The 12,843-nt window shown below is 71.0% G+C and carries 11 protein-coding genes; 9 read left to right on the top strand and 2 right to left on the bottom strand.

What is annotated here, in order from left to right; genetic code table 11:
* Positions 1 to 178: 178 nt before the first annotated feature.
* Together AB0M29_RS26090 and AB0M29_RS26085 are read right to left on the bottom strand one after the other, a co-directional pair.
* Positions 179 to 1,204 carry a LacI family DNA-binding transcriptional regulator gene (locus AB0M29_RS26090; protein WP_365386648.1) on the bottom strand — a complete coding sequence of 342 codons (1,026 nt, stop codon included), beginning with the start codon at positions 1,202 to 1,204 and terminating at the stop codon, positions 179 to 181.
* A gap of 129 nt (positions 1,205 to 1,333) precedes the next feature.
* Positions 1,334 to 2,536, bottom strand: coding sequence for a helix-turn-helix domain-containing protein (locus AB0M29_RS26085; protein WP_365386646.1), 1,203 nt, complete (start codon positions 2,534 to 2,536; stop codon positions 1,334 to 1,336).
* A 441-nt stretch (positions 2,537 to 2,977) separates the two neighbouring features.
* Here AB0M29_RS26085 and AB0M29_RS26080 point away from each other — a divergent pair, with 441 nt between their 5' ends.
* From AB0M29_RS26080 to AB0M29_RS26040, 9 genes are all read left to right on the top strand, one after another.
* Positions 2,978 to 3,604: a hypothetical protein gene (locus AB0M29_RS26080; protein ID WP_365386644.1), complete on the top strand. Its 627-nt coding sequence runs from the start codon at positions 2,978 to 2,980 to the stop codon at positions 3,602 to 3,604.
* 267 nt (positions 3,605 to 3,871) lie between these two features.
* On the top strand, positions 3,872 to 5,623 hold the full coding sequence (locus AB0M29_RS26075) for a DUF6801 domain-containing protein (protein WP_365386642.1): 1,752 nt from the start codon (positions 3,872 to 3,874) through the stop codon (positions 5,621 to 5,623).
* A 31-nt stretch (positions 5,624 to 5,654) separates the two neighbouring features.
* On the top strand, positions 5,655 to 6,635 hold the full coding sequence (locus AB0M29_RS26070; RefSeq protein ID WP_365386641.1) for an ATP-binding cassette domain-containing protein: 981 nt from the start codon (positions 5,655 to 5,657) through the stop codon (positions 6,633 to 6,635).
* On the top strand, positions 6,632 to 7,438 hold the full coding sequence (locus AB0M29_RS26065; protein WP_365386639.1) for an ABC transporter permease: 807 nt from the start codon (positions 6,632 to 6,634) through the stop codon (positions 7,436 to 7,438). The genes AB0M29_RS26070 and AB0M29_RS26065 overlap by 4 nt, the downstream gene beginning before the upstream one ends.
* A gap of 3 nt (positions 7,439 to 7,441) precedes the next feature.
* Positions 7,442 to 8,317 carry an ABC transporter permease gene (locus AB0M29_RS26060; RefSeq protein WP_365386637.1) on the top strand — a complete coding sequence of 292 codons (876 nt, stop codon included), beginning with the start codon at positions 7,442 to 7,444 and terminating at the stop codon, positions 8,315 to 8,317.
* Positions 8,314 to 9,582, top strand: a complete 1,269-nt coding sequence (locus tag AB0M29_RS26055) for an MCE family protein (protein WP_365386634.1) — start codon at positions 8,314 to 8,316, stop codon at positions 9,580 to 9,582. Before AB0M29_RS26060 ends, AB0M29_RS26055 begins: the two co-directional genes overlap by 4 nt.
* Complete coding sequence (locus AB0M29_RS26050) at positions 9,579 to 10,610, top strand: MCE family protein (RefSeq protein WP_365386631.1); 1,032 nt, start codon at positions 9,579 to 9,581, stop codon at positions 10,608 to 10,610. The genes AB0M29_RS26055 and AB0M29_RS26050 overlap by 4 nt, the downstream gene beginning before the upstream one ends.
* 89 nt (positions 10,611 to 10,699) lie before the next feature.
* Positions 10,700 to 11,707 (top strand): MCE family protein, encoded by a 1,008-nt coding sequence (locus tag AB0M29_RS26045; RefSeq protein ID WP_365386760.1) that lies wholly within the window; start codon positions 10,700 to 10,702, stop codon positions 11,705 to 11,707.
* On the top strand, positions 11,704 to 12,828 hold the full coding sequence (locus AB0M29_RS26040) for an MCE family protein (protein ID WP_365386629.1): 1,125 nt from the start codon (positions 11,704 to 11,706) through the stop codon (positions 12,826 to 12,828). Before AB0M29_RS26045 ends, AB0M29_RS26040 begins: the two co-directional genes overlap by 4 nt.
* Positions 12,829 to 12,843: the final 15 nt, after the last annotated feature.

Raw genomic sequence — 12,843 nt, 5'->3', positions numbered from 1 at the left:
GGAAGCGGATGTGCGGCGGGTGGGGTGGCGGAGGCGCGCGAAGGCCCTCCCGGGGGCGCCGACGGGCCGTCAGGGGGCCTGCGGGGGGCCGGGCGTGACGACGCCGGGGCGGGGAGAAGTCCCCGCCCCGGCGTCGTGTGGGGCCGCTGTGGCTGCCCGGACGTGGTCCGGGCGCCGGTCAGACGTTGGTGCGCGCCTCCGGATGCGGGATACGGGCGGCATGCGGGGCCGGTCCGGTGGAACCGCGTACTACCAGCTCGGGCTCGAAGAACAGCTCGTCGTGGTCGACCGCCGCACCGCTGATCTCCCCGGCGAGCAGGTCGACCGCGGCCCGGCCCATCGCCTCGATCGGCTGCCGGACGGTGGTGAGCGGCGGCTCGGTGCAGTTCATCAGCGACGAGTCGTCGTAACCGATTACCGACACATCTTCCGGTACGGACAGCCGCCGCCTGCGGGCGGCCCTGATGGTGCCCAGGGCGAGCAGGTCGCTGGCGCAGATGAAGGCGGTGATGCCGCGGGACAGCAGCCTGCTGGCCGCCGCCTGGCCGCCCTCCAGCGTGAACAGCGCGTGCTCCACGGTGACCGTCGGATCCACGCGTCGGGCTGCCGCGAGTTTGCGTCGGGACGGCACGTGATCCGGCGGTCCCAGCACCAGCGCGATCCGCTGGTGGCCGAGCGAAATGAGGTGGTTCATGGCCTGTTCGACCGCCACCGCGTCGTCGCAGCTGACCCGTGGGAAGTCGAGATGGTCGATGGCCGCGTTCATCAGCACGGTCGGCAGGTTGCGCTCCGCCAGCCGCGCGTAGTGGTCGTGCGGGGACTCGGCCTGGGCGTAGAGCCCGCCGAAGAAGACCACCCCGGAGACGTGCTGGCTGAGCAGCAGCTCCACGTAGTCCGCCTCCGAGACGCCGCCCGCGGTCTGGGTGCACAGCACCGGCGTGAAGCCCTGCTGGGCGAGCGCTCCGCCGACCACCTCGGCGAAGGCAGGGAAGATCGGGTTCTGCAGCTCGGGCATGACCATGCCGACCAGCCGGGCGCGTTCCCCGCGGAGCTGGGTGGGCCGTTCGTATCCGAGCACGTCAAGGGCGGTGAGGACCGCGGCCCGGGTCGCGTCGGAGACGCCGGGTTTCCCGTTCAGCACACGGCTGACGGTGGCCTCGCTCACCCCGACCTTCTTTGCCACCTCGGCAAGTCGTCGTGTCATGCCGTCGATTCTAGTACAGGTGGCGCAAGTTTCTTGCGGGCTATTTGCGGGATCTCTGCAAGTCATCCAAGTTTTGCGAAATCCGATCGCCATCTTGCTGGCCCGTGTCCGGCATCCCCAGGTTGCGCGTCAGCCGTGCGACTCCCGCAGATGCAGCGCCCGCAGCGCGATCTCGGTGGCGAACCGCTCGTCGGGGTGCGCGAGTTGGTCGCCGAAGGCGCGGTCGAGGATCCGGATCCGGTAGCGGACCGTCTGCGGGTGCACCCCGAGCTGCTCGGCGACCTGCGCGGCCGTGCCGCGGGTGGTCAGCCAGATCCGCAGGGTCTCGATCAGCCGGGCCCGCTGGGTGGCGGTCAGCCCGACCAGCGGTCCGAGGTACCTCTTGGCGATCTGCCCGATCAGCGCCGGGTCGCCCAGCAGCCACAGCGGCAGCAGATGGTCCTCGCTCAGCGCCACCGGCCGGTCGTCGATGATCCCGGCGTCGGCGAGCGCCAGGGTGTGCCGCGCCCAGCGCAGCGAGTCCGCGGCCTCGCTCAGCGAGGTGGTCAGCCCGACGGCCGCCCGGCAGCCGTGCAGTGCGGTGTCCAGCGCGGCCCGGCGCTCCGGGGTGAGCGGCCCCGGCACCAGCAGATGCGGTTCGGGGTCGGCGAAGTCCAGCAGGATGTCCCGGTCCAGCGCCGACTTGGCCGGGCGGGTGTCGGCGGCGATCGCCACCAGCGTCACCTCCTCGGGCAGCGGCCACGCGGAGTGCTCGGCGAGTTCGGCCAGCGCGCTGCGGGCCACCGAGGCGCCGTTGAGGATCCGGCGCAGCAGCCGGCGCCGCCGGTTGTCGGGTTCCTCGCCCAGCTCCGCCATCGCCTGGACATAGCCCTCGCGGGAGAGTTCGGCCAGATCGCCCATGTACGCGAAGAGCGCGTCGGCGAAGGTGAGCATGAAGGACGCGGAGAGGTTGTAGCGGCGGCCGACGCTGCGCACCCGGCGCAGTGCGACCTGGCAGCCGACGCGGTAGGCCGCCTGCAGATTGTCCAGGCTCCGGCCCTCGTACGCCTCGAACCGGCCGAACTGGCGGCACAGGTCGTCGCGTAAGGCGGTGGTCGCGGTGGGCGCGGCGACCCGGTCCACGAATGTGGCGATGGCCTGCTCGATCCCTATCCTGACCACCCGCGCGTTGGGTCCCTCCATGAGATGGCCGTATTCCGGGATCGTCGTGACGATTTCCGTGGCCATCTCTTTTAAAAGACTCGGGAGTTCGGGACGCATGATGGCCGCGAACTCCCGGGGAATCGGACCGAGCGGTTCCGCCTGCTCCGGTGTCTGTCGCGTTACCGTCATCCCCGTCCCCACCCTTCCCCGCCCGTTGATCGTGGCTCGCTGAAACATAGACCACCCGTGCACAGAGCGCAGCACCTCGGACACGGAAACGTTCTCGCCCGCCTGGCGGTTGGCCGCGGAACGACCATGCCGGCGATCTTCCGTGGCTGGTTCCGTTCCGTCGCCATGATCGCCCGTACTGCTCACTCCTTTATAAAAACGCCTGGTCCGATGTGGGTTCCGTGACAGAAAAATACCCGGGAGTAAGGTCCGGCGGAGAATCTTGGCCGGGATTATTGCGCCCCCGGGTTACCCGTGCGTAACGTCCCTCACCGCAAGGGCAACCGAGCGCAATCGGTACCGCATCCAGGTAGTGAGTCGTAACCGAATTCCCGCCTGCACAGAGCGCGGACTGGGTTCTCTGAAGGTATCGGTACTCAATCTCCCAGGAAGGATCAACCAATGCGCAAGTTCTCCAGGACGGCGGCGGGCACCGCGGTGACGGGCGCCGCGTTCATCGCCGCGATCGGCCTCGCCGCGAGTCCGGCGTCCGCCGCGGTCTCGTCGGTGGTGGTCAGTGGAAGAAGCTCCACGGGAGCCGTCACGGCGACCGCGAGCGCCCCCACCCTGACCGACAACACCACGGGCACCAAGCTCACCTGCACCTCGGCCGCCGCGTCGGCCAGCATTCCGAACGGCACGCACGCGGGGCCCGCCCCCGTGAAGGTGGGCACCATCACCGCGGCCACCTGGAACACCTGCAAGTTGAACAGCATCACGTTCTCGGTCACGTCCAACTCCCTGCCGTGGAACGTCAACATCACCAACGTCACGGACGCGAGCGGCAACACGCCCGGCTCGCTGACCGGTGTGGTGGCCAAGCTGTCGGGTCTGTGCACCGCGACGATCACGGGCTCCGTGACCGGCCACTACTCCAACTCCACCCACACCCTGGTCATCGACAACGGCACCCTCACGGTGTCCGGCGTCTCCGGGCTCTGCCTCGGCCTGATCAACAACGGCGACTCGGTCACCTACAAGGCCAACTACGTCGTCACCCCGTCGACGCTGGCCATCAACGCCAGCTGACCCGGAGCCGTTCCGCCGCGCGGGTGCCGCGCGGCGCACGGCCGGAGCACACCTCTGAGGGCCCCGGCGGCCGGCCGCCGCCGGGGCCCCCGCCGGATCGGCGACCACGCAACGGACGACAAAATTCCGGCTGGCATTTGTCGTCCGGTGACAAGAAACGGTGCCGCGCGAGGGCTCCGTGATTCCGGTCGGTTCGCTCACTTGTCCGGCCTTATTACCCGACCGTAATGTCCTGCGTCGCCGACGCCTGCCTGAGGAGTGTCCACGATGAGGGGTGCCGTGAGCACGCGCCGTACGGTGCGGTTCGCCGCCGTCGCGACGGCCGCGCTCGTGGCGGGGCTGCTGCCCGGCACCGACTCGGTGGCCAGCGGTCCCGACGGCACGGTGCACGTCGGCTACGCGTGCGCGTTTCCGTCGGGTGCGTCCAGCACGTCGGGTACGTCGGGTACGCCAAGTACGTCGGGCCCGTCCGGCACCTCCGGCACGCAGGAGGTCGACGTCGCCCTCACCCAGGACTTCCCGTCGAGCGGTGTGGTCGGCAAGGACATCCAGCCGGGCCCGCTCACCGCCGCCGTGACCGTGCCCAAGGAGGCGGTCGCCGCGCTGCTGCCCGCGGGCACCGCCGCGGTCAGCGGGACCGCGGCACTCACCGCGGCCGTCACCGAGGGCACGTCGAAGGCGGCCGCCGAGTGGCCGGGACTGACCGCCCCCGAGGCGCCAGCCGGCGACGGCGACCTGGTCCTCACCTTCGGCGGTACGGTGCCGCCGCTGACGGTCACCGCCGCAGGTCAGGTGCGGTTCACCGCAGGGCGGTTGAGCCTGACCCTGCACCCGCGGACCGGCCAGGCGACCCCGCCGCCCGGCGGCACGCCCCCGGGCACACCCGGCACGGCGCCCACCACCACCGCGGACACCACCGGCACCCCCGCGGCCGGCGGCGCCCCGCAGGTCACCATCGCCCCCAGGACCGCGCTCGCCGACCTCACCGGCACCTGCGTACCGAAGGACGGCACGCCGACCCTGCTCGGCACCGTGCCCGTCACGAGCACCTCGCGCGGGGCCACCACCCCTTCGCGCGCGCCCGGCGGCCCGGCTACCGGCACCGCCGGGAACAGCGACCCCCGCCCGGTGGGCGGCGGCGCCACCGACCCGGCCACGAGCGGCCACAGCGGCACCATCCATGTGACCCCGCCGCCGCACTCGGGACTGCACGACTGCCCGGCGCCGCCGTCCGGCAGTCCCGACCCGGCGATCATCGCCCAGCAGCACCGCCCGCCCGGCGCGGTCGTCACCCCCGGCCCCGGCGACCCGCCCTTCCCGCCGTACTCCCAGTGCGGATTCGTCACCGGATACGCCAATGTCGGGAAACTGCGCGGCGCGGCGGTCGTCAACGATTTACGGCAGCACCCGCAGCTGGTGAATGTCGTCCAGAAGTCCATCGCCTCCGACTTCTCCTCCGACGACCCCACCCAGTGGTATTTCGAACTGGACTCCATCGCCAAACTGAGCCTGCCGCCCGCCGACTCCACCTTCCTCACCTACGGGTTCGTGCCGACAACCGCCAAGATGTCGATGGTGCCGCGCGGTCTGATGACCGTCGTCACCGTCGGCGCCGGAACGCTCGGCACCATCAGCACCAGCACCATCTACGGCCAACTCGACCTGCGGCTCTACGACGTCAAGGTCAACGGGGTGCCGCTGGACGTCGGCCCGGACTGCCACACCGTGCGGCCGCTGGACCTCAAGCTCGTCGGCTACGACCGCAGTTCGCTGACCGGGGTGCCCACCAGGCCGCAGGACTACAGCGTGCAGACCGGCGGCCCGCTGGCCCAGGACGAGCTGTTCATCCCCGCCTTCACCGGCTGCGCCTCCCACGGCGAGGACCTCGACGCCCTGTTCACCTCGTCGGTATCCGGCCACGGCAACTCGCTCAACCTCATCCAGGGTCCGCTGTGCGTCCCCGTCGCGCAGTCCGGATGCGATCCCGAGATCGCCTTTCCGGAACCGCCGCACCACTGACCGCCGTCCGTCCCCGCCTCCGGGAGGTGCAATGGGAATCGAAGTGATCGTCGAGGGCCTGACGAAGTCCTTCGGCAGGCAGACCGTCTGGCAGGACGTGACGCTCACGCTGCCGCCCGGTGAGGTCAGCGTGATGCTCGGCCCGTCAGGAACCGGCAAGACCGTCTTCCTGAAGTCCGTGATCGGCCTGCTCAAACCGGAACGCGGCCGGGTGCTCGTCGGTGGCGTCGACATGGTCAACAGCCCCGAGCGCGACATCTACGAGGCCCGCAAGCTCTTCGGCCTGATGTTCCAGGACGGTGCCCTGTTCGGCTCGATGAACCTCTTCGACAACATCGCCTTCCCCTTGCGCGAGCACACCCGCAAGAAGGAGTCGGAGATCCGCCGCATCGTCATGGAGCGGATGGACATGGTCGGCCTGCTCGGCGCCGAGGGGAAGCTGCCCGGCGAGATCTCCGGCGGCATGCGCAAGCGCGCCGGGCTGGCCCGCGCCCTCGTCCTCGACCCGCAGATCATCCTGTGCGACGAACCGGACTCCGGCCTCGACCCGGTCCGCACCTCGTACCTCTCGCAACTGCTGATCGACCTCAACGCGCAGATCGACGCCACCATGCTGATCGTCACCCACAACCTCGACATCGCCGCGACCGTGCCCGACAACATGGGCATGCTCTTCCGGCGCGAGCTGGTCGCCTTCGGCCCCCGCGAGCTGCTGCTGACCAGCGACGAGCCGGTCGTACGGCAGTTCCTCAGCGGGCGGCGGGCCGGGCCGATCGGGATGTCCGAGGAGAAGGACGAGGCGACCCTCGCCCGCGAGCAGCTCAGCGGCGCCGACACGCGGCCCGCGCCGCGCCGGGTGGCGCCGCAGCTCGAACCCACCCCGGGGCTGCCACCGCGGCAGGCCGTACAGCGGCGCAGGGCGCGGGTGCTGGCCATGTGGGACCAACTGCCCGCCGCCGCACGGGAAGCCGTACAGTCCGGGCTCGCCCCGGTGCAGGGGGAGCCCGCATGACCGCGCCCGTCCGCGCCCCCGCGCCGCGCCGTACGATCCCCGGCACCGGGGCGCTGCGCGAGACCGGCCAGCTGATGACGCTCGCCGCCACGACCGTCCGTGACACCTTCCGGGGGCCGTTCCAGATGCGCGAACTCGTCGAGCAGTTCTGGTTCGTGGCGAGTGTGACGATCCTGCCCGCGGCGCTGGTGTCCATCCCGTTCGGCGCCGTCATCGCCCTGCAAGTGGGCTCACTCGCCCAGCAGTTGGGCGCCCAGTCGTTCACCGGCGGGGCCAGTGTGCTGGCCGTCATCCAGCAGGCGAGCCCGCTGATCGTGGCGCTGCTCATCGCGGGCGCCGGCGGCAGCGCCATCTGCGCCGACCTCGGCTCCCGCAAGATCCGCGAGGAGCTGGACGCGATGGAGGTGATGGGCGTCTCGCCGGTGCAGCGGCTGATCGTGCCGCGGGTGCTGGCCACCATGCTCGTCGCGGTCTTCCTCAACGGCCTGGTCTCGGTGGTCGGCACCGCCGGCGGCTACTTCTTCAACGTGATCATCCAGCACGGCACGCCCGGCGCGTACCTGTCCAGCTTCTCGGCCCTCGCGCAGCTCCCCGACCTCTACATCAGCGAGTTCAAGGCCCTGGTCTTCGGCTTCATCGCGGGCATCGTCGCCGCCTACCGCGGACTGCACCCCAAGGGCGGCCCCAAGGGCGTCGGCGACGCGGTGAACCAGTCGGTGGTCATCACCTTCCTGCTGCTGTTCTTCGTCAACGTGGTGCTCACCGCGATCTACCTGCAGCTCGTCCCGCAGAAGGGAGCCTGAGCGATGGCACTCCTCGACAAGGACGCCCCTGCCTCGGAACCGCCCCCGCCGCGCGAGGAGCGCCGGTGGCGGCCGGCCCGCTGGCTGCGCTGGCTCGACGAGACCGGCGACCACTTCATCTTCCACGTCACCGCCGTGCTGTGGATCCCGCGCACCCTGCGCCGCTACCTCAAGGAGGTGCAACGCCTGCTCGCCGAAGTGGTGTTCGGCAGCGGCGGCCTCGGCGTCATCGGCGGCACCGTCGGCGTGATGATCGGCATGACCCTCGCCACCGGCACCGTCGTCGGCCTCCAGGGCTACGCGGCGATGAACCAGCTCGGCACCGCCGCCTTCACCGGCTTCATCTCCGCCTACTTCAACACCCGCGAGATCGCCCCGCTGGTCGCCGGACTCGCCCTGTCCGCCACCGTCGGCGCCGGGTTCACCGCCCAGCTCGGCGCGATGCGGATCAACGAGGAGGTCGACGCGCTGGAGGGGATGGGCGTACGCAGCATGCCGTACCTCGTCACCACCAGGATCATCGCCGGCGTGGTGGCGATCGTGCCGCTCTACGGCATCGGGCTGCTCAGCAGCTACGTGGCGTCCCGGCTGGTCACCGTGCTCGTCAACGGCCAGTCGCCCGGCACCTACGACCACTACTTCAACCTGTTCCTGTCACCGCAGGACGTGCTGCTGTCCACGCTCAAGGTGCTGATCTTCAGCGTCATCGTGATCCTCGCGCACTGCTACTACGGCTTCACCGCCAAGGGCGGCCCGGCAGGCGTCGGCATCGCCGTCGGCCGCTCGGTGCGCAACGCCATCGTGATCATCAGCATCACCGACTTCTTCCTCAGCCTGGCGATCTGGGGCGCCACCACGACCGTACGGGTGGCGGGATGACCAGTACCGACGCCCGCACCGGCACCGCCGCGCCGCTCGCGCCGCACCGTCACGAGCGCGCCGCCACCGCCCGCCGCAGGACCGCCGGGATCGTCTTCCTGCTGGTGCCCGCGCTGCTGGCCTGGCTGGCGGTCGCCGTCTACGACAAGACGTTCACCGACTCCGCGACCGTGCGCGTGGAGACCGGCAGCGTCGGCAACGAGATGCACCCGGGCGCGGACGTGAAGCTGCGCGGCGTCGTCGTCGGCCGGGTGGCGTCGATCAGCGCCGACGGCGACGGCGCCCGGCTCACCCTCGCCCTCGACCCGGGCCAGCTGAAGCGCATCCCCGCCGGGGTCACCGCGCAGATGCTCCCCACCACCCTGTTCGGCGAGCGCTTCGTGGCCCTCGTCCCGCCGGCGGGCACCCCCGCCGGCGGCCCGACGCTCGCCGCGCACAGCACCATCCCGCAGGACCGCTCCAGCGACGCCGTGGAACTCCAGCAGGTCCTGGACAACGTGCTGCCGCTGCTGACCGCCGTGCAGCCGCAGAAGCTCGCCGCCACCCTCAACGCGGTCGCCACCGCCCTCCAGGGCCGCGGCACCCAGCTCGGCACCACCCTGGTCCAGCTCGACCGCTACCTGACCAAACTCAACCCCCAACTGCCGGTGCTCAACGACGACATCAAGCAGCTCGTGACCGTCAGCCGGATCTACGACACCGCGGCGCCCGGCATCGTGCAGGCCCTCACCGACTTCACCCGGACCAGCGGCACCATCGCTGAGCAGCAGGCCAATCTGTCCACCCTGTACGGCAGCGCGACCACCACCGCCCAGGACCTGACCACCTACCTGCGGCAGAACAAGGACAACATCATCCGGCTGTCGGCCGACAGCCGCGGCACCCTCGGGCTGCTCGCGAAATACGCCCCGTCCTTCCCGTGCACCCTGCGCACCCTGGCCGCCTTCGTCCCCGTCATGGACAAGGCGCTCGGCAAGGGCACGGGGGAGCCCGGGCTGCACGTCGACGTGACCAGCGTCCCGTCCCGCGGCAGGTACCTGCCGGGCAAGGACACCCCGGTGTACGGCGCGAGCGGCGGCCCGCAGTGCTACCCGGTCCCGTACACCGGCCGGGGGACCGCGCCGCTGGCCAACTCCCCGCAGGAGAACGAGCTTGTCAACGAACTGCTGGCGCCCGGCATGAACACCGACCCCGGGACGCTGCCGGACTGGAGCAGCCTGCTGACCGGGCCGGTCTACCGCGGGGCGGAGGTGACCGTGAAGTGAAGCGCCGCAGCCTCGTCGGACCGGTCGTCAAGTCGCTGATCTTCATCCTGGTCACGGCGCTCGCCACCGCGGTGCTCGCGGTCAGCATCGCGGGCGCCGGAGTCGGCGACACCACCGGCTACAACGCCCGGTTCACCGACACCACCGGGCTGGCCTCCGGCGACAGCGTCCGGATCGCCGGGGTCAAGGTCGGCCAGGTCGACTCGATCAAGGTGGTCGACCGGCGGATCGCCCAGGTGCACTTCTCCGTCCAGCGCGACCGCAGACTGCCCGCATCCGCGACGGCCACCATCAAGTACCTCAACATGGTCGGCCAGCGGTACATCGACCTCCAGCAGGGCACGGGGCCGGTCGGACAGACGCTGGCCCCCGGCGCGACCATCCCGCTCTCCCGCACCACCCCCGCGCTCGACCTCACCGAGCTGTTCAACGGCTTCCAGCCGCTCTTCCAGGGCCTGTCGCCGGGGGACGTCAACCAGCTCGCGGGCGAGATCATCCAGGTGCTCCAGGGCGAGGGCGGCACCGTGGACTCGCTGCTGAGCAACGTCGGTTCGCTCACCACCACCCTGGCCGCCAAGGACAAGGTGATCGGCCAGGTCATCGACAACCTCAACGCGGTGCTGACCACCGTCAACACCCGTGAGACGGGCTTCAACGACCTGGTGGCCACCCTCCAGGAACTGGTCACCGGCTTCTCCTCCGACCGGGAGCCCATCGGCCAGTCCATCAGCGCCCTCTCGCAGCTCACCACCAGTACGGCGGGGCTGCTGCAGGACGGACGGGAGCCGCTCAAGGACTCCATCGCCCAACTCGGCAGGCTCTCCACCAATCTGGCCGACAGCACCCCGCAACTCCAGGACTTCCTGCGGAAGACGCCGCAGAAGTTCCAGACCATCGGCCGCCTCGCCTCCTACGGCTCCTGGCTCAACCTCTACCTGTGCGAGGCGAAGGTGACCGGGGTGACCACGGCCGACGGCAGCAGGCCGCCCACCGGCATAGCGATCACCGAATCGAGGTGCCGGTCATGAACCGCCCCCGCCTCCGTCCGCGCATACGCCTCCGTCCCCGGATCCGGCTGCGGAACCCGGCCCGCCGCGGCCGCCCCCTCTTCCGCCCGATGCGCGAGCGCAACCCCGTCGTCGTCGGCGCCGTCGGCCTGCTGGTGCTCGCGCTGACCGGCCTGGTCGCGTACAACGCCCAGGCGCTGCCGCTGATCGGCGGCGGCACCACGTACAGCGCCGCCTTCACCGAGGCCGCCGGGCTCAAGCCGGGCAACGAGGTGCGGGTCGCGGGCGTCAAGGTCGGCAAGGTGACCGCAGTCTCGCTGGACGGCGACCAGGTCAAGGTGGCCTTCCGGGTACGTCACACCTGGATCGGCGACGCGAGCACCGCCGCCATCGGCATCAAGACGCTGCTCGGCGAGAAGTACCTGGCCGTCGACCCGCTCGGCAACCGCGCCCAGGACCCCGGACAGCGCATCCCCAGGAGCCGCACCACCTCGCCGTACGACGTCACGCAGGCACTCGACGGGCTCGGCAACACCCTCGGCGCGATCGACACCCGGCAGCTCGCGGCGAGCTTCCGCACCATCTCCGACACCTTCAGGAACACCCCGGCATCGGTGCGCAGCGCCGCCGACGGCCTGTCGTCGCTGTCGCGGACCATCTCCAGCCGGGACGCCCAACTCGCCGACCTGCTCAGCGGAAGCAAGCAGCTCACCAAGACGCTCGCCGACCAGAACACCCGCTTCCAGACCCTGCTGTCCGACGGCGACCTGCTGCTCGGCGAGATCCAGAAGCGGCGCGACGCCATCCACACCCTGCTCACCGGCACCCAGAACCTCGGCACCCAGCTGAACGGCCTGGTCGCCGACAACGACCGGCAGCTCGCGCCCACCCTGGACGCGCTCGACCGGGTCACCGGGGTGCTGCTCACCAACCAGTCCAGTCTCGACCGGGCGCTCGCCCTGGCGGGCCCGTACTACCGGCTGGTCGGCAACGCCCTGGGGAACGGTCGCTGGTTCGACAGCTATCTGTGCGGGCTGGTGCCCAAGGACTACCTGCCCGCGGGCACCCCGCCGAAGACCGGGTGCATGCCGCCCAAGGCCACAGGAGGCCAGTCATGAGGGCGTCACCGTCGCGGTGGCGGCGGCTCGCCGCGCTCGGCACCGCGCTGGCGGTCGTCGTCGGCGCCGCCGTCGCCGGGGGAGTGCTGCTCTTCGGCGGCCCCGGCGGCACCCACGTCACCGCGTACTTCGACCACGCCGTCGGTGTCTACGCGGGCTCCGACCTGCGGGTGCTCGGCGTCAAGGTCGGCACCGTCGACTCGGTGACGCCGCAGGGCACCCGGGTGAAGGTGGAACTCAGCCTCGACCACGGGGTCAAGGTGCCCGCGGACGCGGGCGCCGTGGTGGTGGCCCCCAGCGTGGTGGCCGACCGCTACGTCCAGCTCACCCCCGCGTACACCGGCGGTCCGCGGCTGGCCGACCACGCCGTCATCCCGGCGGCGCGCACCGCCACCCCGGTCGAGATCGACCAGCTCTACGCCAGCGTCACCGCCCTCAGCAAGGCCCTCGGCCCCGGCGGGGCCAACGCCACCGGCGCGCTGTCGGACCTGCTGGACACCGGCGCCCGCAACCTCGACGGCAACGGCAGGGCGATCGGCAGCAGCATCGCCCAGCTCGGCCAGGCCGCGAAGACCCTCGACAGCCACAGCGGCGACCTGTTCGCCACCCTCTCCTACCTCCAGTCCTTCACCACCATGCTGAAGAACAACGACGGCAAGGTCCGCGCGGCCGCCACCCAACTCTCCACCGTCACCGGCTTCCTCGCCCAGGACAAGGAGGACCTCGGCGGCGCCCTGCACCAGCTCTCCACCGCGCTCGGCCAGGTCAAGACCTTCATCAAGGACAACCGGAGCCGGCTGAGCACCAGCGTCGCCAAGCTCGCCCCGATCACCCAGACCCTGGTCGACCAGCGCGCCTCCCTGGCCGAACTCCTCGACACCGCGCCGCTGGCCGCCGACAACGTGCTGAACGCGTACGACCCGCGGCACGGCACCCTCGACGGCCGCGCCGACATCAACGAACTCAGCATGGGCGGCAGTGTCGACCCGGCGTCGGACACCACCGCACTGGTACCGGCCGCCCCCGGCACCAGAACCCTGCCGCTGCCGCTGCCACCGGTCGGCACCGTCTACACCGGCGGCGCCAAGGCGTCCGGCGCGACTAAGGGAGCGGGGCGGTGAGGCGGGGCACGGCGG

The sequence above is a fragment of the Streptomyces sp. NPDC051976 genome (genome assembly GCF_040680795.1).
In the GTDB taxonomy this organism is placed as follows: Bacteria; Actinomycetota; Actinomycetes; order Streptomycetales; family Streptomycetaceae; genus Actinacidiphila.
This window is presented reverse-complemented; position numbering and strand designations above follow the sequence as displayed.